This window comes from Pseudoalteromonas sp. SR45-6 (assembly GCF_014163545.1).
In the GTDB taxonomy this organism is placed as follows: domain Bacteria; phylum Pseudomonadota; class Gammaproteobacteria; order Enterobacterales; family Alteromonadaceae; genus Pseudoalteromonas; species Pseudoalteromonas rhizosphaerae.
In genome coordinates this window covers 73,510-96,434 of sequence record NZ_JACJDM010000010.1, presented here as the reverse complement: position 1 = coordinate 96,434, position 22,925 = coordinate 73,510, and the positions used below count along the sequence as shown (strand labels likewise).

The window sequence follows — 22,925 nt, the reverse complement described above, 5'->3', positions numbered from 1 at the left end:
CAGATAAATACAGTGATAACAAGGCGTAAGTTTCGACATGTAGTTGTTATACTTGAATAAATTATAACGCAGTTAGCACTTTATTTAGCTCGCTAGAATGGTTAAATATTTAAGTCGATTGGTATAAGTCATTAGTAGCAAAAATAATATGGATTTCATACAGGGCGACTGCTCCGTCGTCACGGCTATTACTTTTGCTTAATTTAATATAATGACTAGGGTCTGTTGATCTTTCAAGGTTGAATTTGCAGCAGTCTGTTTGGTATTTAGGCAAGGCAGAGTCTATGTGGTGTGGTTATTCCCCATAAATAGGCTATAACGCAGCATCAATGCCAAACAGGCGCTGCCCGAAGGGGTCTGCCTAGGGGCAATTAACTCTTTGTTACTCGATTTTTACTTAGCCCACTAGGTTACAAACCTCGCGCCGCGATTAAATTGCCCCTAGTTTGAACAAATATTAATCCGCAAAGGTCAACAGACCCTAGGCGTTACAATTATTTTAAATAAAAATATACGTGCAGTATTTATACCGTGCTATTTATTTACACTCGTTAGGTTATTAATTTAAGTTTTACATTGAATTAATAATGATTCTTTTTATATTCACTTAAATCACTGATTTTAATTTATTATTCAAATCTTGTATGCGAAAATAGAACAAGATTGAGAATTGTCTCTCAATTCATACTCTAAATTAAGCTAACCCCAAGCTGTATTTATATCAGTATTTCAATTTAATTAAAGTCAGTATTAGCACTCAATATGAATTCATATTCACTAAAGAAAAAAATATTATTATCGGTTGTTCTCGCCCTCGTAATTGTTGTTGTATTATTGTCATGGTATAGCTACTCCACGCAAAAAGCGTTGTTACTGCAAAACAGTGTTGATAGTGTGAGGCAAGCAGGTAAACAGCAAGCCGCGCGTATCGAAGCATGGTTAACCGATCGTCAGCGAGTGATCGCTTCTGTCGCCACTAAAGTTGAAGGTGATACGCTTAATGCATTGCAGCAAGCACAGGTATCTGGCGATTTTCAATTAACCTATTTTGGTAACCGCGACGGGCTGATGGTGGACTCTGATCCCAGCATTGACCGCTCAGGTTATGATCCTAGAACACGTCCTTGGTATCAGCAGTCACAGCAAGCTCGTAGCAGCATAATTACCAAGCCTTATTTGGATGTTGCCTTTAATCTATTGGTCGTTACCATAGCTCATCCAGCGCGTAATGGTGTGGTTGGCGGTGATGTGTCAATTGCGAGTATTGTCGATAGCGTTAGCAATATGTCTCTACCGGCAAACGGTTATGCCATCATGATGCATGAAGACGGTACTGTGATCGCCTATAAAGACTCAAGTAAATTGATGGGTAAAATCACCAATATTGAGACTAAATTAAGCAGCCGACTAATAGAATCAAGTAGCCAAACAGGCCAACTTACGCCTGTTTATTTTGAAACTGAAGCTCGGGATAAGCTAATTTGGAGTGAAAAAATCCCCAATACAGATTGGCAGCTAGTTTTTGTACTCGACAAACAAACGTTAGAGGCACCATTAGTTAGCTTGATGGTCACCCAGTTAGGACTGGCAACGTTAGCACTGATCATTAGTGTATTATCTATTTCTTGGTTGTTAAGTTTGTTACTAGGGCCACTAAGTCGCGTGTCGCAAGCGTTATCTCGTATTGCTGCAGGCAATGGTGATTTAACTCAGCGTATTACAGTCGACAGCCAAGACGAAGTCGGCATGTTAGCTGATAGCTTTAATAGTTTTGTAAGTAGTCAACATCAGCTGATCAGTCATATTCGTCAACTAGCGACTGATCTAGACTCAGATGCAGAGAAAAGTCTGTTAACCAATCAATCAAGCGTTAATGAACTACAGCGCCAACAGCAAGAAGTTACAATGGTTGCTACCGCAGTTACAGAGATGTCCAGTGCTACTCATGAAATTGCAGCTAACGCTGAAAATACCGCTGCTGCATCCCAGCAATCGGCGCAAAGCAGTATTCAGGGGAAAAGCTTAGTTGATAAAACCAGAACCACGATTAACTCATTGGCATCAGAAATTGATGAAACCACAGTTGTGATCAGTGAGCTGAGCCTGCATGCACAAGCAATCTCAAGTATTTTAACGACGATTCAGGAGATTGCAGAGCAAACTAATTTACTGGCATTAAATGCTGCGATTGAAGCGGCGCGTGCCGGCGAGCAAGGCCGTGGTTTTGCTGTTGTCGCAGACGAAGTTCGCGTGTTATCACATCGTACTCAAAACTCTACTGCAGAGATTTATACCACGATTGAAACGTTGCAAAATACCACTAAAAAAGCGGTTAGCTTGATGGATAGCAGTAAAAGTTTAGCTAATAACAGTGTTCACGATGTCAATGCCGCAGCACAAGCTTTAGAAGAAATTACTCAAGCAGTGAATGAGATCTCCGACATGGCGGGGCAAATTGCAGTCGCAGCAGAAGAGCAAACTCAAGTAACAAATGAGATAACCCGAAATACGGTCGCAATTAAAGATGTCACTGATGAAATCACGGCATCAGCAACAACGCATTTAAGCCAAGCAAAGGTACTGAAAGACCGCGCCACTGACTTAAATGAAAAAGTCGCCACCTTTATCCTGTAGTTTGACGTTATAGCTAGTAGGGCAGATATAGCCCTGCTAGCTTCTTTTTAGTTTTTAGTTTTTAGTTTTAAGTGGTAAGTTTTAAGCCATAAGTGACAAACGCAGCCACCACTATCTTCTTGTCCTCTTGCGAAACATTATAGAAAAAGAACTTTAAGTTAATTATTCACAAATAGGTTAGAGGCGCCGCGCTTTAGAGTTATCAACATAGGTTGGTTTGAGCGCAGCGAAATCCAACTAAAAATATCCAAACCTATAAACTACAAAGTTTTGACTTATCGACTGTCTTGAATGTGCCATGAGCAGACGATCGGTAGTATAACCTTTGAAGCCTCTGCTCCCCTAAAACCTTGCCTACGTATAATTTAATGTGCAGAAAAGACAGCCCCAGAAGTGATTTATTCACAAATTGCTTAGGAGACGAGGAAAGAGGAGTAATTTAAAATTAATATTTAGGGTACTTTTCTTCATTCCATTTACAGCGGCTGTCAACGTCTGTATTTATTTATATAACTCATGCCTTGGGTCCATCCAAACGGCATAAAATACGTTATCTAAGAAGAAACCATGAATCCTGCCGTACTCATTAGCACTGATTTGAAACTGATAAGGAGTTACAGACTGAAGCTGCTCATGCAAATGAGCAAACCCTCCCTTTTCACTGGTCGATGTCCAATCTATAGTATGTGCTCTAAGAGCCTTACCTCCCGATTGACGCAAATCACTGGCCTTTTGTTGGGATACATCTTTCAGCCTAGACAGTATTTTGAAAATGTACTCACCGTCTTTTTCTTTTACACAGAACTTTCCTTTCGGATGGTCAAGTTGAAGGTGCTTGAATGAAAAAATCATTGCACCTTCTTCATTTTTAGGTGGCGTAGTCTTTACGTTATTAACTTTTGAATTTTTAGGCTGTCGAACTTTAGGTTTAATTTTTTTACTAGCCAATACTTAAACCTCATCAGCCACTTTTGTATAAAATTTAAGAGTAGTTTCTTTATCGATGATATTCTCACAAGCTTCATCTGGGGCACAAGAGCCACGAGCCTCGATCCATGGCTGTTCATCGTGAGTCATCTGCTCAAGTTGGTAGCCGCTAAACTTGCCAAAGACATCGTATATATCTATTAGGTGTTCTGTATGGGTACCATCTAACTCAGGGAAATTAACATCTTCCAATATAGGGTTCGAACGGTATTCCTTGAATCGATGATACAAAGAGCGCACAACAGGCCCATGAACCCAAGCCTCAAAATCCTCATTTATCAAGGCTTTGCCATTGTTAACTAGAAACCACGCATCTGCGTAGTAAACCATTTTTTGTAGCTTTAATTGACTAATATAATCACCGTGCTCTTTTGCAAAAGCAAGAAAAAAATCAGCCACTTGGTTTGCACTAATCATAAAACCTCCAATTATAAGGAAAGCATTCTGCCTGAGTGCAGACAATTTTTCACGTAATATTTATTAATAAAATCACTTCTTGAACTCATAGGGCATATAACAGTTTTCATAAGGACATTCACCCTATGTTTATATAAATATTTCATTAACAGAAAAAAGTGTCAATTATAGACAACTATAAATATCGTGATTAGGGATATTTATATAAAAGAATAACATTTACTCTAGAAGGTAGCTATTGTTCGAACTCACAGCTAATAGTTAGAGTATAGATTTTCCCCGACTGCATGTCCCATGCTTTTAATAGCTTATTAGTTAAACGAGAGATGATTTTTAGTCAACTCTCTATAGCGTTTATCGCTGTGAATTTTATTAAGAATTGTTCCATTTTGTAGAAGGAAGTCTAAAATCTCTTGAATTCGTTCACTACGAGCATTAGCTTTTAAGTTTGTTAAAACTGTAATCATATGCTTCTGACAGTGTGTATTATCTAATGTTACTCGTACTTCATTACTATGCATTGCAATAACGGTATTGATAATATTTTGGTCACCAAGCATACCAAAAAACTTGTCGTATAAAGGACGACCGGCAGGGGACACTCCAGTATTGTAAGGGATCCCTTTACCAACACGGCAAATAAGAACTGCTTTAATGATTTTATTAACTCTTTCGACAGGGATGTCAGCCTCTGTTTCTAAATAAGAAAGAATTTTACGCATATGAGGCGGCTCATTATAAAAATTATCCCAAGAGTATCGAGCTTGTAAAAGTTCATCAGCATGTCCATCCAATGAAATAATTCTTGAATCCAAAGACTGATAGCGATTTCCATCACAGAAAGAGAAAAATTCGACACCTAACGTATGTTTATCGTTATGAAGATTATTTTTATAGCCATCAATTGTGACACCAAGTTTGTACTTAACATTATCACTACTCTTTGCCCAAATATGGGGAGCAAATAATGCTATATTTTTTCTAACGATATTACCTGTGCTTAAAGAGCTATATATTCCAAAAATACTATTTAGTAAGTTATCTGTATTCTGAAGGGAAAGGTCATTTAATGGCTTCTCCATGCTAGCAATAGTTGCAGCATCTAAAACATCAGGAGACCGTTTTAAATTCTCAATAAATGATTTTATTTGAATTGCAGAAGCAGAAGGTTTGTCATTTAAAATATCTTGGACACATGTTTGTAACCAACCTAATAATTCATAAGCATTTATTGAATAAGAGTTTGGGTGAGATGCACCAATATCATTTCTCATTGTTAAAATGTGGTTTAACTTTGTATAAACAATATCAGATATTAATTCGAGTTTACGACACGTATTTACAAGAGTGTTGTCTTTTAGGCCAGATAGATCTTCTTCTGTGTTATAAAACTCTCTTTTACTCCCACCCACGGCGGCATCAAAAAACATATCAAGTCCATAAACAACAACCTTTTCCCGTAAATTGATAACCACTTCATTCCAAACATAATTCAATGATGCATCGAACAAACCAATAGCTGCTCCAGCAACAAATTTAGATAAATAGCGGGCATCTCTTTTTACTTCTGGTGGCAATGATTCAATAAACGCTGGTAAGTTAGTTTCAATAATTTTTCGTTCAGGCAGTGCCGCAATAATATTTTCTGTCGGTAAACCTAAATGAGCTAGATACCCTTCGAACTTAGTTGTATCTGTAGAAAGCATTCCTGCTTGTGATAATAATTCAGTACTCATTGATTCACTCCATGATATGAGGTTTGGTTAGCATTTTTATATACAGCAAATAGTGCGCTTTTAACTCACACCAGCTTTATTATTTAATACCACCTTTACTAAATAATTGCTAGGTTTAGAAGAATATTAAGACCAATTAATATAAGGCATATATGAGCAACTATAAAGTGAAAGCCAAAGGGGGAATTTCGATTTCATATATTACAATTATTGACTGGCAGCTTCTCGCTCGAAGCCGTCACTCAATTTTATTCTTACATCGTTGGGTTTCGTTGCTCTTAACCACAACCTACGTGGTTAATTTTACGACGGACTATTCTGTTTTCCTAGAACCTAGTACCTTTTCCCTTGTAACTTTAGAGCCTACCTCGCACTCACTCCTTTATGCTCAGCTTGTGCGAGTTGTATATATTTACGCTCAACTAGTTGTGATAGCGGCACGAGTTCAAAACCTTGTTGTTCAAGTTCGGGTAGCATGCGCTGTAAAAATTCAATGGTTTCAGGGTAAGGGTGGGCAATCGCGATGGCGAAGTTATAACGTTCGGCTTTATACTTTAGTTCGTTGAGGCGAAATTGTAACTGTTTCTCATTGGGAATATTATCTAAAAACACATGGCGGCCGACATTTTCAACGCCATATAAGTTGGCAACATTTTGCGCTTGGCTTAAGCCTGTAGTGCGGCTATCTAAAAAGTACAGGTTGCGCTTTTTCAGCACTTCCATAGTCCATTTCATGGGCAGGCTTTCTTGAGTAAGTGCTGAGCCCATATGATTATTTACACCTTTGACCTGCGGTAAGGTTGCAAGCGCATTGCCGAGGGTGATTTGTAATTGTTCTTTACTCATATTGCTGGTGAGTGCGCCGGGGCCAAGTGCTTTGCTGCTGTCGAGTGCTTGCATGGGAATATGCAGCAGTAATTCTTTATTCGACTTACTGGCTAGGCGCGCAAAAACTTGCGAATACGGGGTATGAGGCAAAATCGAGAACGATATTTTACCTGGTAAATTTAGGATTTCGAGGTCGCGTTGATGATTGCCAATATCATCAATCACAATCGCTATTTGCTTATTTGCGGCAAATGTTGGCAAGCTAAAAAACAGCCAGAACAACCAAGTTAATTTTTTCACGTTTATAATTTTTATTATCTTTTTTATAGTGAGCTAAAAGCTTTATTTCATAGTTAATAGCTGCTGTGCTTTTAATAACAGTGGATCAGCTGAGTCTTTGCGTGACCATGGCCGATCGTCATTTCCTTGTTCGTTTTTTATTATAACTACTTTATCAATTTGCGAAAGGGTTGATTGATTAATCGCCACATCGGGGGTGACTCCAATCCCCTCAATAGATTGACCCGATGGGGTAAAGTATTTTGCAGTGGTTAATTTTAGTGCTGTATTACCATTGCCTAATGGGATCAAAGATTGCACCGATCCTTTGCCAAATGATTGGCTGCCAATTAGTGTGGCACGGTGATTGTCTTTAAGTGCAGCGGCTAAAATCTCTGCTGCTGAGGCCGAGTTTTCATTAATAAGTACCACGATTGGCGCACCATTTAAAATATCACCTTTTTTGGCGCGAAAGTGCTGGTTTGCATCATAAAAGCGACCTTTGGTGGTGACTATGGTGCCACTTTGTAAAAATAGATCCGATACCGCTACAGCACTTTGTAATGTGCCGCCTGGATTGTCGCGTAAATCGAGCACTAAGCCTGTAAGTGGATTACCGTAATGGCTTTGCAGTGCTGTTATTTGCCGCGCAACATCATGCAAGGTGTGATTGGTAAAACTATTTATTGCCAAATAACCAATACCAAACTCTGATAATGAACTGGTGACACTCTCTAAGTTAATTTCTGATCTAGTCAGAGTAAAATAAATGGCTTGTGGTGAATTACCTCGTTCAATCGTTAAGGTAACCGTTGCTGTGTCACTCGCTTTAATCATTTGCGCAACTTGATTGATGTCTTTATGTGCGACCGTTTGCTGATTAACGGCAAGTAGTACATCATTCATTTGTACTCCGGCAATGGCTGCGGGAGAATCTTTGATCGTGTTTACAATAATAATTTTTTGTTGTTGCTGTTTTACTTCAATCCCAAGGCCTGTGTAGCGGCCGTTAGTGCTGCTAAATAGCGCTTCTAACTCGTGTTCATCAAGGTACTTAGAGTATGGGTCTAGCTGTGCAAGCAGGGCTTCAAATTGTTGGCTGCTTTCAAAGCTTTGTTGTAAAGCTAAGTCTTCAACATAATAGGCATGGATATTAAAGAGGATTTCGTTTTTTTGTTGGCTTTTTAAATCGCCCACCGAGGTCACTGCAAAGCAATTAAAACTCAGGCACAAAAAAACGCTAACGAGTAATAAATAGCTTATTAGAATGCGATTAAAAACAGGGTATTGTAACCGCTGTATTTGTAATTGTGTATTTAGCATCAGCTGCTCCCAGTGGGGTGCAGCTGTTTAATCAATTAAATGCGTCTGCACCATGTTACAGGATTTACTGCGCGTCCTTTGTGGCGTATTTCAAAGTATAGACCAGAATTTGCTTGTCCGCCGCTTTGACCAACTAAAGCGATAATATCGCCTTGGCGTACTATATCACCTACGTCTTTTAGTAAGGTTTGAGTATGGCCGTATAAACTCATAAAGCCTTCACCGTGGTCAATAACAATAACCCAGCCGTAGCCTTTTAACCAATCAGCAAACACGACTTGACCGTTGTGGACGCTATGCACATTATTGCCTTCATTAGCGCCAATTAATACGCCTTTCCAGTCAATACCACCGTGCTTATGTTGGCCGAAGCTGTGCTCAATTTTACCTTTTGTTGGCCAGTTTAATTTACCTTTACTGGCTGATAGGCCCAGCAACTGAACCTTTTTAGTTTTTTCTTTTTCAAGTTCTTGCAAGGTAGCTACTAGAGTTTTTTCATTATCTTTTAAGTAATCAATTGAGTTTTTGGTTGAGCTAAGCTTGGTTTTTAATTCACTGATGTTGGCTTTTCGTTGTTGTTGCGCTGCAATGAGTGCTTGATGACGATTGGCTTGCTCTTTATGGAGCACAACTAAGTGTTGTTTGGTTTTTTCAAGTTCGGTTTGTACATCCGCTATTTCAATCAGGAGTGCTTTTAACTCATCAATTTGCTCAATACGCGCTTTGTTGAGGTAATTATAATAACTTAATGTGCGTTCAACCTGTGCAGTATTTTCTTGATTTAATAGCATTTTAGAGTAGTCATGTCCGCCAGACATATAGGCACTTTTAATTTGTGCGGCGAGTGCATGTTGCTGCTCTAGGCGTTTTTCCTCAAGTGCTTCAGCTTGCTGCTGTTGCTGCTGTTGTTGTTTTTCAGTATCGCGAATTGATTGCTCGGCAATATTCAGTGCCTTAGCATTTTTTGCGATCTCGAGTTCGTGCTGTTGCAGGTTCTTTTGCGATTTTTCGATGTCTTTACGCTGGGCGGCAAGTTCAGCTTGGCTTTGCTTTAATGCTGTTTGGATTTCGCTGAGATCTTTTTTAGTACGATCTTCATTAGCGACGGCAGGGGCCGTCACTAATGAAGTGAGTATTAACGCAGTAACAACGAGCGTACTAAAAATTAATGGGTTAATACTTTTGTTCATGGTTTATTTCAATGTCATGATTGGTGTGCCAGTCATCTCGCTTGGTTGTTCCATGCCCATTAAGTGCAACATGGTTGGCGCAACATCACTGAGGGCTTTGCCTTCGCTTGGTGTTGCATCACGACCAACATAAATGAAATGAACCGGTTCACTGGTGTGTGCGGTATGCGCTTGGCCAGTTTTAAGGTTAGCCATTTGTTCAGCATTACCGTGATCAGCTGTAATTAATGCTTCACCACCAAATTCTTCAAGGGCAGCAACAACACGACCAATACAATGATCGACTGCTTCACAGGCTTTTACTGCGGCTTCAAATACACCTGAGTGACCGACCATATCGCCATTTGGATAGTTACAAATAATTGCATCGTATTTACCGCTTTTAATCGCTTCGACGAGTTTATCGGTGAGCATTTCTGAATTCATTTCAGGTTGTAAATCGTAAGTCGCAACTTGTGGTGATGGGATCAGCTCGCGGGTTTCACCTTCAAATTCATCTTCACGTCCGCCACTGAAGAAAAACGTCACATGTGCATATTTTTCGGTTTCAGAAATACGTAGCTGTGTTTTATGGTGTTTTTCAAACCATTCACCCAATACATTAGTCAAAGGGACTGTGGCAAAAGCTGCTGGTGCGTCGATGTCTGCTGCGTATTCGGTCAACATAACAAAGCCGCTTAGTGCGGGGGCTTTTTTCTTGGCGAAACCGTCAAAGTCTTTATCAACAAATGCGCGGGTCATTTCACGAGCACGGTCGGCTCTAAAGTTTAAGAAAATAACCGTATCACCGTCATTAATTTGTACTGCGTCTTGGCCTTGTGCTGCTATGGTAGTTGCAGCAACAAACTCATCGTTTTCATCACGTTCGTAAGCCGCAGCTAATGCATCAACACCATTTTCGTAGCTATGTTGTGCGATCCCACTGACCATTAGGTCGTAGGCTTGCTCTACTCGGTTCCAGCGATTATCGCGGTCCATTGCATAGTAGCGGCCAATGATCGATGCTAAGCGACCACAGTTTAATTTGCTAAACAGTGCTTCAATACGTTCAATTGACGCTTTTGCGCTACGTGGTGGAGTGTCTCGGCCATCTAAAAATGCATGAAAGTACACTTCTTTAGCACCGCGCGCTGCAGCTAATTCAATTGCAGCTACAATATGATCTTCATGACTATGCACACCACCTGGGCTTAATAAACCCATTAAATGCACCGCTTTATCGGCATTCACTGCTTTATCAATGTTTTCAACTAGTGTTGGATTATGTGCAAACTCACCGTCGTTTATTGCTTTAGTGATACGGGTGAAATCTTGATAAACCACTCGGCCAGCACCTAAGTTGACGTGGCCTACTTCTGAGTTGCCCATTTGCCCATCAGGAAGACCAACATCTAAACCTGATGCAGAAATTAGGGTGTGCGGGCGAGTTGCCCAAAGTTCGTCTAAAACAGGGGTATTTGCCGCTAAAATTGCGTTGCTTTGGGTATCTTCACGGTATCCCCAACCATCTAAAATCATTAATACGAGAGGTTTTTTATGTTGTGTCATTTTTGTTCCTGAAAATTAGCTCCTGCTTAGCCTTAGCATACCGTGTTTTGTGGTTATGATCAGCAATCAAAGGGACATATTAAAATATTTCACTCTCTGGTAATTTCTAATCAAGCACGTATACTTGCGTGGCTAGGGCATTGCCCTTACGTTTAACCCCAGTGCTACAGGCGCGGGACAATTTTCATAGTGGAAGACGCATGGATCAATATATTGAATTTGTCGGTAATCATCCGATATTAAGTTTAGCTTGGGTTGCTTTAGTTGCACTCATCGTGGGCGGCTGGTTTAAAAGTAAGTTTTCAGCAATTCGTCAAATAAATCCGCAACAATTAACGTTATTAATTAACCGTGAAGACGGTGTCGTTGTAGATATACGTGCACAAAAAGAATTTAATAATGGCCGTATAGCAGGCGCTGAGCATATTAGCCCTGAAAAAGCGAAACAATCTGACTTCTCAAGCCTTGAAAAGTCTAAGAGTAAACCCATTATATTGGTATGTACCACAGGCATGACAGCCTCAGGTATCGCAACTGCTATGCATAAAGCTGGTTTTGAATCGGTTTATGTTTTATCTGGTGGTATGGGTGCATGGCAAAGTGCTGGTCTACCAACGACAACAGGTCGCTAATTAAGTTAGTTAGGCCGATAGAGGAATTGTTATGAGTAATGTTGTTCTTTACACCAAAGCGTATTGCCCTTTTTGTCAGCGTGCTTTAGCGTTGCTAACAAATAAAGGTGTGCAATTTACAAATATCGACATTGGTGTACAGCCTGAATTACGTGACGAAATGATCGCCAAAGCAGGTGGCGCGAGCACAGTACCGCAAATTTTTATTAATGATGAGCATATCGGCGGTTGTGACGACATGATGGCGATTGAAGCCCAAGGCAAACTTGACGCTAAGTTAAACGCTTAAGCATTTATTATAAAAACGATTAAAAGTTAGGAATTATCATGAACGAAGAAAATCAGAACGTAGCAGCACAAGAAGAAACTGGCGCACAATTTACGATCCAACGTATTTACACAAAAGACGTGTCTTTTGAAACGCCTAATTCACCTGCTATTTTCCAAAAAGAATGGACACCAGAAGTTAAGCTTGACCTTGATACACGTTCTAATAAATTAGACGAAGGCGTGTTTGAAGTAGTATTAGCACTGACTGTTACAGCTTCTATCGGTGAAGAAACGGCTTTTTTATGTGAAATTCAACAAGCGGGTATTTTCACTATCGCTGAAGTTGAAGAAGTACAACTTGCACACATGCTTGGCGCATTCTGCCCGAACGTATTGTTCCCGTACGCACGTGAAGCGGTATCTAACTTAGTTAACCGTGGTACATTCCCACAGCTTAACCTTGCACCTGTGAACTTTGATGCGTTATTTGCTCAATACATGCAGCAACGTGCAGCGCAAGCTGAACAGGCAACTGCAGACGCATAACTTATGAGTACAGCCAATTCAGCTGTTACTGTATTAGGGGCGGGGTCTTATGGCACCGCCCTTGCTATTTGTTTAGCCCGAAACGGTCACCAAGTGACACTTTGGGGTCGCAATAGCGATGACGTTGCCACGCTTGCAGCTGAGCGGAAAAATCAACGTTACCTACCTGATGTCACTTTTCCTGACACTTTACACCTTGAAGCCGACTTACACACCGCAGTAACTGCAAGCCAAGTGATCTTGGTTGTTGTGCCAAGTCATGCATTTGGCGATACGCTACAGCAAATTAAGCCTTCATTACTTGAAGGGGCACAAGTTGCATGGGCCACCAAAGGGCTTGAACCAGATACAGGCCGACTTTTGCAAGAGGTTGCACAGCAAGAATTAGGTGATGATGTGCCACTTGCGGTCGTATCAGGCCCTACATTTGCTAAAGAAATGGCGATGGGTTTACCTACTGCAATTTCAGTGTCGTCAACATCAACAGCCTTTGCAAAACAGTTAGCTGAACTATTGCATTGTGGTCGCTCATTTAGGGTCTATAACAATAATGATTTTATTGGTATTCAGCTCGGTGGCGCGGTTAAAAATGTGATTGCGATTGGCGCTGGTATGTCTGACGGCTTTGGTTTTGGTGCTAATGCGCGGACAGCATTGATCACCCGTGGTTTAGCTGAGTTATGCCGGTTAGGCTGCGCGCTTGGTGCTAAGTCAGAAACCTTTATGGGCATGGCTGGGCTGGGAGATTTGATCCTAACGTGCACCGATAATCAGTCTCGTAACCGTCGTTTTGGTTTAGCACTGGGTAAAGGTGAAAAGGTAGAGCAGGCGATAGCATCAATTGGTCAAGTGGTCGAAGGTTATCGCAACACCAAAGAAGTCTATTTACTTGCACAACGTACTGGTATCGAAATGCCGATCACTGAGCAAATCTATCAGGTACTTTATGAAAATAAAGACGTGAAAGAAGCCGCGATGGCTTTATTAGGTCGCGAGCAAAAATCAGAGTAACAGTGCCTTGTAGCTGCCAGCGTTTATGGGTTTGTATAAACGCTGGTAGTTAATCTTATAACTAACAAGGTACTTAGTCATTCATCAAATTAGATTGTTTTCTCAGATTGTTTTTTTCGAGATAAGTAGCTACCTTTTCAGCACAAAGCGGACGACTATAATAATAGCCTTGCATCGTATTACAGCCCATAACATGCAGCATATAAGCCTGCTCTTTAGTTTCAACTCCTTCGGCAACAACATCGATATGTAAGTATTTAGCGAGGCGAATAATTGTCGCGGTAATATTACGATCCTGCTCACTATCGACAATATCTTTAATAAAAGAGCGATCAATTTTTAAAGTATCGATTGGAAAACGTTTTAAATAACCCAATGATGAATGACCAGTACCAAAGTCATCCAGCGCAATGGTAAAGCCAAATGCTTTTAAGCGGTTCATTTGCTGTTGGGCAAATTCAGGGTTATCCATCATGGCACTTTCGGTTATTTCTAACTCAACACAGCGTGCAGGCACATCATAGTTTGTTAAACACTCAGTGAGGGTTTCGACTAAACTACTTTGCTGAAAGTGCAGAGCCGAAATATTAATTGCCACTTTACCAAAACTTACTCCTTCATTACGCCATAACTCTAGTTGTTTAAATAGCTGCTTCATTAGCAATAAAGTGAGTGGAATAATTGCGCCATTTTGTTCTGCAAGGGGGATAAATTCAGCCGGGCTAATGATGCTGCCATCAACTTGCGGCCAACGCACTAAGGCTTCAAAACCATGTATTTGATCTTTATCTGCGTTATATTTTACTTGGTAAAATAATTGAAAGTCCTGATGTTCGATTGCCCGAAAAAGTGCGCTTTCTTTACTAAGTTCATTCATATCAATTGTGTGTTTAGATTTATCAAAAAATTGATAATTATTATGACCTATCTTTTTAGCGTGATTGAGCGCACTATTGGCGCTGCGCATCAGTGCTTCGCTGTTATAACCGTTTTCTGGGTACCCGGCGATACCACAACAGGCAGAAATAAAGCTCTCTATACCCTCAAGCATAAACGGTGTTTGGAATTGTTTAAGGATATTATCGGCCAGTTTTTTGGCGAAAAAGACGGACATGCCTGAATATAAATAGGGCGGTACGAGTATAGCAAATTCATCTCCCCCTAAGCGGGCCAAGGTATAACCAGAATCAAGATTACGAGTGAGTCTGCCCGCAACTTCTTTTAATAGTTCATCACCGATTGCGTGACCAAGGGATTCGTTAATTTTATTAAAATTGTCTAAATCTATAAAAATAATCAGTAAATTAGGGAAGTTGTTATTACAGCTGGCAATTGCCTTATTTACAGATTCAATAAAAATAGTGCGATTGGAAAGCCCAGTGACAGAATCTCGAGTGGTTAATTTAAGCATCGCACGTTCATTATTCTTACGTGCAGTTACATCTGAAAATAACCCAATATAATGCGCGCTACTAGTACGTAGGTTAGGGGTTTTTACTTTGGTTATCGATAAATCTAAGGCATAGGGTTGCCCGTCTTTACGCACATTCCAAATTTCACCAGACCAATAACCATCAACCTCTAGATCATTATAAATGAGGCTTTCTAATTTTTTATCGCGACCGTTTACAGTAAATGCTTTTGGTTTTTTACCCACTACATCAGCAAGAGTAAAGCCACAAATAGTTGTAAATGCTTGGTTTATGTTCGTGATTTGAAACTGCTCATTGGCGATCCAAATGGCATCTTTTGATTGCGTCATTAACGCGTTGACCAAATTATGCTTAGCACCACTTTTTAATCTATAAACAATTAACAGCAGTAAAATAGCAAAAATAGCCGCTAAAACGAGGTGGTTGATCCAGTGAGGGAAGGCAAAAGCCGTTTGTTTAATCATTAACACTAACGGCTCGTTATTTACTTGATTAAGGTTTTTAACTTCAAGATAAATATTCTTTGCATTACTAGCCAGAGACAGCATGGTCTGAGCATTCGGCAGTGCTAGCCAATCGCCATTGGGATCGAGTCGGTAATTGAGCTGCATAGGTAAGAGGCCATTACTGCTAAACCAAACAGAGATGCCTTTTAGCGGTTGGCTGGTATTTACTGCGTTGGTTGCTAAGTGGTAATAGTCTTGGTCTTGCTCTTGATAGTGTAAAGTCAGATGACTGATTAAAAAAGAGCTGTTTTGAGGTGGTACTTGTGTTGAATGCACTTCTAATAAAGTATTACCCGTTGGCGCAAACAACATTATTTTATCACGGTAGCTAACGCTAAAGAGTGATTTTGGAAGTTGCTCATAACTAATAGAATCATCAATATAAGCGGCAATACTATGAGTGGCATTTTCAACCCATAGGTTAGTGCTGGGTTTGTAGAGTTTTATCGCTTGAGAATCAACTATCCACAAAGCATTTTGTGGTGCTTCGTAAATGGCTGTGGTGTTAAATGTACTTACTTTATCAAAATTTATCTCAAGTGTTATTTGCTGAGAATTTTCAGGTGCTTGCCATTGGCTCTGCCATAAGCCGTTACTTGTCGCAAGCCAAAGCCTTGAAGAGTTGCGTTGATAATACATAGCATTGATCTGCCCGAGGGCTTCAGTTTCAAGCTCAAGGGCGGTGAGCTGTTGTTTAGCAATATAAAATAATTGCTCACCATCACTTGCGAGATATTGCTCGTCATTAAGGGATGTTAAAGCATTAATGTTACTAATTGGTAGTGTTTGGCTTTGTTGCTGCGTCGCAAAATCATATTTTATTAATTGCTTTTTGGTTGCTACCCACAGTGTTGTTGGGGCAGTTGAATGCAGCGCAGCAACTTGATCCTTTATTAATAAATCAAAAGTGAGGTTGCGGGCACTGTATAAATATAAACCAGTGTCGGTTGCAACAGCCCATTTGTCTTCGCGCAGATAAGCGATGGTAATAATTTTTTTATGTTGTGTAAAATTACCTAACTGCTCCAACATGTCAAAGTATTGCTGCATACGCGGAGCAGGATTATCGGTGATAGGGGTTGTGATAATTTGCATTGCAGGGAGCTTTAGCCAGCTTTTAGTGGCAGTTTGCAGCCACAGTTGTTGGTTGTTTTGTTTAATTGATAAAAAGCGTGCAGGAGCACTATAAAACAAAGGATTCGTGTTTTTGGTCGTTAAATCATGTTTATAAGCGCGATTTTTATGCAAATAATAGAGCTGATCATCAAAGTAATTTAGTTGTTGAACATGCGCATGCTGGAGTTTTATTTCTTGCATAGAGTGCGTGTTGTTAAACAGGTAATGTTGGTCGTTATTGGTATTGATAAGGATCGCTGCTGAGGTTTGACTTGGACTTAACTGCGCGATAGGCGCGGGGACGATGAGCTGAGCTGTAATTGCATTACTTGCTAAATCAAAGTGACTAACTAAATTACTACCTGAATGTAGCCATAGGCTGTTGTTAAATCCCAATGCGAGTTCGACGATCTGCTCTGAAAAGGCGAATGGGGAATGGAGTTTTTCGTCTTTTATAGTGTGGATCTGACCTTGGTACAGAAAGTAAAAGCCGAGCTCGGTGGTTAATATCGGCTGTTTTAGCGGTGTTGCGGTTAGTTGAATTAACTGGTTGTTAATTAAGTTGATTAAACTCAGCCCTTGCTCAGTGTTAATTAATAACCAGGATTTATAAGTCGCTACTTGTAAAATGGCTTGATTCGCAAATGATGAAAAAGGCGGTGCTTGGCCACTAAAAAGATGCACCGAGTCGTAGTTAAACAGCCCTTTATTAGTTGCGAGCCAAAACGCATTACTCGGGTCTTGAGTAAAGTCATTAATGGCGGGTAGCGAAAGCTCATTCGCATTTAATTCAGCTACACTCGCGTTTACATTTACAGTAGATAACATACTAATAAAACAGCATGTTTGAAGGATAAAACGCATTACAATCCGTTGAATCAGTTTAAAAAGAACTTATTTAGAATAGTGTAGGAATAGAAATAATGCGAATCCACGCAAGGCAAATTTATTGCGCTAGGCGGTGCTAAATTTTAAAGATAATTAGAGGAGAAAGCGCCCAATGGTATAGGCGCATTTTAATATCACTTACTGCGCGTTAGGAAAGCCTAACTGACGCCATGATTCATAAACAAAAACAGCCACTGCGTTAGATAAGTTCATGCTTCTACTGTTAGCTTGCATAGGAATACGCACGCGTTGTTCATTAGGTAGTGATTGAATTATATCATCTGGTAAGCCACGGGTTTCTGGGCCAAACACTAAACAATCACCCGCTTCATAACTTGCTTGATGGTGAAACTGACTGCCTTTAGTGGTACATGCATATACTTTTTTAGGTTGGCATTTTTCTAAGTAAGCTGCAAATGATGGATGGCGTTGCACATGGCTAAATTCATGGTAATCAAGGCCAGCTCTTTTCACGCGCTTATCGTCCCACTCAAAGCCCAAAGGCTCGATTAAATGCAAAGCATAGCCCGTATTTGCACACAGGCGAATAATATTCCCTGTGTTAGGTGGAATTTCAGGTTGGTATAAAACGATATCAAGCATAACGAGCCTTATTGGTGATCTACATTTTGACGTTCGAGAGTATACACGAAACAGATAAAAAAAATGATATACTCATTTTAAGTAAACACTTTAAGCATAGGCAAAAACGTGCATCAGCGCAGTTATGAGTTTTGGGTAAAAACAGCAAGTGTGGTCACTATGGTAATGGTGAGTTTAATGATTGCTGCTAAATGTTGGGCATGGCTTGCGTCTGGCTCTGCGTCTATGCTCGGATCACTCACCGATTCCTTGATGGATATTACCGCTTCAGCAATGAGTTTTATGGTGCTCTTTTATGCACTGCGCCCAGCTGATGACGATCATCGTTTTGGCCATGGTAAAGCCGAAGCCTTGGCGGGTTTAGGGCAAGCGGCATTTATTGCAGGCTCTGGCTGTTTATTGGCGTTTCATGGTATTGAACGATTGTTTAATCCTGTGGTGTTAAATCATTCAATGCTCGGGGTATGGGTTAGTCTATTTGCGATTGCTTGCACCTTAGTGGTGGTTTATGTACAAACTCAAGTCATTAAGCATACCGAGTCCATTGCAGTTAAAGCAGACTCTGTGCATTACAAAGGCGATATAATTTTAAATGCAGCAGTACTGCTGGCCATACTGCTTGCGCAAAATGACATGCTGTACGCGGATCCTATTTTTGCCATTGGCGTGGCAGGTTATTTGCTTTATAACAGTTGGGATATTGCTAGGCAAAGCGCTGATCATTTAATGGATAAAGAGCTACCTGAGGACGAAAAAGCCAGTATCATATCAATCGCTAACAGTCATAACGATGTATTTGGCGTACACGATGTACGCACGCGACAAGGTGGTAAAATTAAGTTTATTCAAATGCATTTAGAGCTTGAAGATCAACTCCCCTTGATCCGTGCTCATTATGTAGCGGATGAAGTAGTGGCGATGATCCAACAAGAATTTAATTGTGAAATGGATATTTTGATCCATCAAGATCCAATGTCATTGAGTCATAGCCGCGCTCAAGTTAATGAATCACAAAACTGATAAAAACGGCTAAGCACAGCTTTGCGAATGGTGTCTTGTTCAAACAGTAACTCGTGCTTAGCATTCGTAAATGTTTGTAAAATAGCATTACTTTGACGGTGAACTAAGGCTAATTGGGCTTGGTTATCAACCACAGTATCGTGCTCAGCACTGGCTATAAAAAGTGGAATCGATAGCTGTTGTTGCTCAATAGTTGTCATAAAACCAAAAGCTTCATTCAACCAGCCGTAAGTCACCCCGCCTAATTGTAGCGCGCTATCCGTTTGGTAGGTCTGTCTAAATAAATCATAGCGAGTTTCGCTACTGGTAAGGTCGTTCTGTGTAAAAGCAATAGGCAGATAATCTGCTTGGCCAAATGCATAGTGTTTATTAAAACCAAATAAACAGGCAATACGAGCGGCAAGTTTAGCAACTGGTTTGGGAATACCTTTAGTGAAAATATCAAACATGGGCGAAGACAAAAATACCCCACTGTAGTTATGTTCAAACCGGGTTAGGAAATCAAAAGCAATCGCGCCGCCCATTGAATGCCCGAGGATGACCTTTTTGCCTTGGTAGAGTTTACTGACAATTAAACGGTCAAACAGTGCTAAATCATCAGCATAATCACTAAATTTATTAACAAAACCTTTATGAGGGTTGGCTAAAGCGCGATAAGAACGGCCTTGGCCTTGATGATCAATAATAAACACCGCATAGTTATTTTTGTATAACTCCCAGATTAGCTCTTGGTATTTATCTAATCCTTCAATGCGTCCAGAGCAAATAACAATAGCGGCCTTGGCATGCTCAGGTATCACATAGCCATAATATAAATCGCCATTATCGGTAGTCAGCTGCGCTTTGTGCAACTGCTGCTGAAAAAACTCTGTGATCTCAGGTTGTTGGGAAAGTAAGTTTTGCTCTGTGCTGTAAAACATAATGGCCATGATTATTTTTGTTTATCCAGAGGTAAGGCGATACGCACACATAACCCACTTGGTTGTTTATTATGCAGCGTTAAACTGCCAGAATGGGCGGCAATTGCATTTTTAGCAATTGCTAAGCCAAGTCCTGTACCGCCGCTAGTTCTGTCTCGTGCATCAGATTGGCGAAAAAATGGCTCACATAATTTGGCTAAATTTTGCGGTTCGACGCCCGGGCCATCATCGCTGATCTCTATATAAATAGCATCACTTAAACTCAATGTTAGGGTGATTGTTTGCTCTGCATATTTTATTGCGTTGCGTAAAACATTCTCTAGCGCACTGGCAATGAGACTCTCGTCACAATAAATATCAACATTGAGTTGACCATTTATAATTAATTGCTTATTGGTCTGTTTAGCTTCAAATTGCGCATCATTCAAAACATGATCAATAATGATCTGTAAGGATTGTTGATGCAGCGATAGCGCCTGACTTTTCGCCTCTAAGCGCGATACTTGCAGCACATCAGCGATCATTTTATCGAGCTGATTTGCTTCTTTTTCAATGCGTAATAAATAGGTTTGGTTTTCTTCTGGGGTCTGCATTTGCGCAAGACCCGTAGCCATTTTAAGGCGAGTTAGGGGGGAACGCAACTCGTGAGATATATCAGCCAATAAGCGCTTTTGTGCAGAAATCAGTTGCTCTAACTGAGTTGCCATACTATTAAAGTCACGGCCAAGTACGCCCAGTTCATCTTGCCTGTTTGGATCAATTTCAGCGCGCGCGGTTAAATCGCCGTCAGAGAGCTTAATTGCAGCTTGCTTTAAGTGATTAATAGGTGCAATTAGGTTACGACTAAATATAAAACTTAAAGTTAATGAAGCCAGTAAAGCAATGATCACTTTTAGCCAAATCGGCATCAGCTTTAACCGTATAAAAAAAGGTGGTTGATGATTCTCATCAATTTCGTATAGGTAAAATTGCCCCTCAGGAAGGTTTATTTTTATCGGTCCGAATGCTTGATAATACTCGGTAAAAATAATTTGTGGCGGCATGTTTTTAGTGAAATTAAGTAAACTTAAATCAATCTCACTTGATGGTACTCTGCTACTGAGCGAGTGATCTGGCTGATCTGAATTTAAATATAGTAACTTTTGTTTTGCAAGCCGCGGATGAGTTAAAATTTCGGCAATCGATTTATTATGTTTGACTACCATACGTTCGATGCCTTTGGCCGTGTATTGCAAGTTTTTCTGCATGGGCCCTTGTAAGTTCTCATAACTGACTTGATTGGTCGCAATGTTACTTAAAAACACCAATGCAGTTATGGTGCCTATTACTGTTAGCCAAAACCACACAAAAATTTTGAAAAATAAAAAGTGCTGAGGATGTTTTAGCCAAGAAAACCGAGTTTTATTACTCCCCTTGGATAAAGACATAACCAGTCCCTCGCATGGTTTTTATTCGTTCTGCATTGTTGAACTCGGCAATTTTTTTACGAATATTACTCACATGCATATCAATTGAGCGATCAAAAGAGGCTAGGCGTCTACCGAGCACCTCTTCACTTATTTGCTCTTTACTGACCACTTCACCTGCATGTTTAACCAGTAAGGCAAGTACTTCATATTCAGTACCGGTTAGGCTTAGCGGGTGTTCATCTACATACGCTTCGCGGGCAGCTAAATTTATAACAATATTATTAACGGTTAACTTATTACTGCTGGTATTTGCTAGGCTAGTAATATGTTCAATACGACGAGTAATCGCTTTAACCCGTGCGAGTAATTCACGATGATTAAATGGTTTAGGAATGTAATCATCAGCGCCTAGTTCAAGACCAAAAATACGGTCAAAGTCTTCACCTTTGGCGGTTAGCATGATCACCGGCGTTAATTTTGTTTGCCTAAGCTGTTTTAATACTTCAAAGCCATCTAGTTTTGGTAACATAACATCGAGTAAAATTAATGCATACTCTTGCTCAAGCGCTTGTTTTAAGCCTTGTTCGCCATCATGGGCACATTCTATTTGAAAACCTTGCGCAGTTAAGTACTCTGAGAGTAACTCACATAAACCGGTATCATCATCAATCATTAATAGCTTCATTATTTGCTCACCTTAACCACGCTGGAATAACTTCATTTTACGCCTTAACGCACTTAAAAGTGAACCTTTACACAACCTTTACATTGCTTTGCGTTGCTTTGCACTTGGTTAGTTATAGTGAATATAACAACTGAACAGACACTAAGTTACAAGCAACTCAAAGGTAATGATTATGACTATTTCAAGTAAAGTTTCTAAACTAGTATTAATTTGTGGATTAGCGACAGCAACATTAGGCACTGGTGCCGTAATAGCAAAAGAGGGCATGGATCATAAACCAGGCCATTCTCAACAGCACAAACAAGCGCGCTTTTTACTCTCTGAGCGTGGCGTTAAAAAGCTTGATTTAACTGAGCAACAACAAACCCAGTTAAAAAGCATTTTTGATGCGCAAAAAGCACAGTTTAAAGCGCTACGTGGCAACGATAAACAGGCCATGAAGCAAGAGCGTGCTGCACATAAAGCACAAATGCAAGCATTGTTAGATATGCCAACATTTGATGAAGCCGCAGCAAAAGAGTTATTAGCGCAGCGCCAAACCAAAGGCGAGCAATTTGGCTTAATTAACCTAAAAACTCAACACCAAGTATGGCAAGTATTAAATGCCGAACAACGTGAAAAGTACCAAGAAATTAAAAAGCACATGCGTAAAAAAGGTCATAAAAAAGGTGACAAAAAACGCAGCCGTGACGAGCAAACAGCAGGCTAAGTAATTACCAGAATTACTAAAGCAAAAAATGAAGCGCGGGAGTGATCCCGCGCCTACGGAATATCATCCATCTCGTAGCAGCGATTTTATATCGCGACAGGGTTTGCTGCTCGGCTGAGTTTTATCCAACGTCTAAATTATATATTTGCGCGGGGTAAACCCGCGCCTACGAATTGTTCGCAGGTTTATATCGCGCCATAGTGCTAACTTGATAAGTGTATGTAATTTATTTATA

Annotated in this window: 19 protein-coding genes; 7 read left to right on the top strand and 12 right to left on the bottom strand. The window is 40.2% G+C overall.

The annotated features are described in order from the left end of the window. The first annotated feature begins 762 nt into the window (after positions 1-762). Positions 763-2,634: a methyl-accepting chemotaxis protein gene (locus H5158_RS07285; RefSeq protein ID WP_182739747.1), complete on the top strand. Its 1,872-nt coding sequence runs from the start codon at positions 763-765 to the stop codon at positions 2,632-2,634. 501 nt (positions 2,635-3,135) lie between these two features. Here H5158_RS07285 and H5158_RS23120 read toward each other — a convergent pair. The 7 genes from H5158_RS23120 to gpmM form a co-directional block, all read right to left on the bottom strand. After that, positions 3,136-3,582 (bottom strand): hypothetical protein, encoded by a 447-nt coding sequence (locus H5158_RS23120; RefSeq protein WP_220491247.1) that lies wholly within the window; start codon positions 3,580-3,582, stop codon positions 3,136-3,138. A 3-nt stretch (positions 3,583-3,585) separates the two neighbouring features. Then, positions 3,586-4,038, bottom strand: coding sequence for a Panacea domain-containing protein (locus H5158_RS07275; RefSeq protein ID WP_182739746.1), 453 nt, complete (start codon positions 4,036-4,038; stop codon positions 3,586-3,588). 311 nt (positions 4,039-4,349) lie between these two features. Beyond that, positions 4,350-5,774 carry a hypothetical protein gene (locus tag H5158_RS07270; protein WP_182739745.1) on the bottom strand — a complete coding sequence of 475 codons (1,425 nt, stop codon included), beginning with the start codon at positions 5,772-5,774 and terminating at the stop codon, positions 4,350-4,352. A 363-nt stretch (positions 5,775-6,137) separates the two neighbouring features. Further along, complete coding sequence (locus H5158_RS07265; RefSeq protein WP_179959193.1) at positions 6,138-6,902, bottom strand: divergent polysaccharide deacetylase family protein; 765 nt, start codon at positions 6,900-6,902, stop codon at positions 6,138-6,140. Positions 6,903-6,944: 42 nt separating this feature from the next. After that, complete coding sequence (locus tag H5158_RS07260) at positions 6,945-8,204, bottom strand: S41 family peptidase (protein WP_182739744.1); 1,260 nt, start codon at positions 8,202-8,204, stop codon at positions 6,945-6,947. Between the two features lie 35 nt (positions 8,205-8,239). Beyond that, entirely contained in the window at positions 8,240-9,394 is a 1,155-nt protein-coding gene (locus H5158_RS07255) for a murein hydrolase activator EnvC (protein ID WP_182739743.1), read from the bottom strand. Between the two features lie 3 nt (positions 9,395-9,397). Then, entirely contained in the window at positions 9,398-10,942 is a 1,545-nt protein-coding gene (gpmM, locus tag H5158_RS07250; protein WP_182739742.1) for a 2,3-bisphosphoglycerate-independent phosphoglycerate mutase, read from the bottom strand. A 200-nt stretch (positions 10,943-11,142) separates the two neighbouring features. On the opposite strand from gpmM, the gene H5158_RS07245 reads away from it, so the two are divergent. The 4 genes from H5158_RS07245 to gpsA are packed head-to-tail and all read left to right on the top strand — an operon-like array spanning position 11,143 to position 13,401. Next, positions 11,143-11,574, top strand: coding sequence for a rhodanese-like domain-containing protein (locus tag H5158_RS07245; RefSeq protein ID WP_149982153.1), 432 nt, complete (start codon positions 11,143-11,145; stop codon positions 11,572-11,574). Between the two features lie 31 nt (positions 11,575-11,605). Further along, positions 11,606-11,863 carry a glutaredoxin 3 gene (gene grxC / locus H5158_RS07240; RefSeq protein WP_145235234.1) on the top strand — a complete coding sequence of 86 codons (258 nt, stop codon included), beginning with the start codon at positions 11,606-11,608 and terminating at the stop codon, positions 11,861-11,863. Positions 11,864-11,901: 38 nt separating this feature from the next. Next, positions 11,902-12,390: a protein-export chaperone SecB gene (gene secB, locus H5158_RS07235; protein WP_145235236.1), complete on the top strand. Its 489-nt coding sequence runs from the start codon at positions 11,902-11,904 to the stop codon at positions 12,388-12,390. A 3-nt stretch (positions 12,391-12,393) separates the two neighbouring features. Then, positions 12,394-13,401 carry an NAD(P)H-dependent glycerol-3-phosphate dehydrogenase gene (gene gpsA, locus H5158_RS07230; RefSeq protein WP_145235238.1) on the top strand — a complete coding sequence of 336 codons (1,008 nt, stop codon included), beginning with the start codon at positions 12,394-12,396 and terminating at the stop codon, positions 13,399-13,401. 73 nt (positions 13,402-13,474) lie between these two features. Here the strand turns inward: gpsA and H5158_RS07225 are convergent, their stop codons facing one another. Then, on the bottom strand, positions 13,475-17,320 hold the full coding sequence (locus H5158_RS07225; RefSeq protein ID WP_182739741.1) for an EAL domain-containing protein: 3,846 nt from the start codon (positions 17,318-17,320) through the stop codon (positions 13,475-13,477). Positions 17,321-17,482: 162 nt separating this feature from the next. Further along, positions 17,483-17,947: a tRNA (uridine(34)/cytosine(34)/5-carboxymethylaminomethyluridine(34)-2'-O)-methyltransferase TrmL gene (gene trmL / locus H5158_RS07220; RefSeq protein ID WP_149982151.1), complete on the bottom strand. Its 465-nt coding sequence runs from the start codon at positions 17,945-17,947 to the stop codon at positions 17,483-17,485. 108 nt (positions 17,948-18,055) lie between these two features. On the opposite strand from trmL, the gene H5158_RS07215 reads away from it, so the two are divergent. After that, positions 18,056-18,967, top strand: coding sequence for a cation diffusion facilitator family transporter (locus tag H5158_RS07215; RefSeq protein WP_149982150.1), 912 nt, complete (start codon positions 18,056-18,058; stop codon positions 18,965-18,967). On the opposite strand, the gene H5158_RS07210 is transcribed toward H5158_RS07215, so the two are convergent. The 3 genes from H5158_RS07210 to H5158_RS07200 are packed head-to-tail and all read right to left on the bottom strand — an operon-like array spanning position 18,943 to position 21,981. Next, a complete protein-coding gene (locus H5158_RS07210) occupies positions 18,943-19,887 on the bottom strand; it encodes an alpha/beta fold hydrolase (protein ID WP_149982162.1) in 945 nt (314 codons plus the stop codon). The genes H5158_RS07215 and H5158_RS07210 overlap by 25 nt on opposite strands. Positions 19,888-19,898: 11 nt before the next feature. Continuing rightward, positions 19,899-21,314 carry an ATP-binding protein gene (locus H5158_RS07205; RefSeq protein ID WP_182739740.1) on the bottom strand — a complete coding sequence of 472 codons (1,416 nt, stop codon included), beginning with the start codon at positions 21,312-21,314 and terminating at the stop codon, positions 19,899-19,901. Next, on the bottom strand, positions 21,292-21,981 hold the full coding sequence (locus tag H5158_RS07200) for a response regulator (protein WP_149982148.1): 690 nt from the start codon (positions 21,979-21,981) through the stop codon (positions 21,292-21,294). The genes H5158_RS07205 and H5158_RS07200 overlap by 23 nt, the downstream gene beginning before the upstream one ends. Positions 21,982-22,153: 172 nt before the next feature. Here H5158_RS07200 and H5158_RS07195 point away from each other — a divergent pair, with 172 nt between their 5' ends. Then, complete coding sequence (locus H5158_RS07195; RefSeq protein WP_182739739.1) at positions 22,154-22,690, top strand: Spy/CpxP family protein refolding chaperone; 537 nt, start codon at positions 22,154-22,156, stop codon at positions 22,688-22,690. The last annotated feature ends 235 nt before the right edge of the window (positions 22,691-22,925 follow it).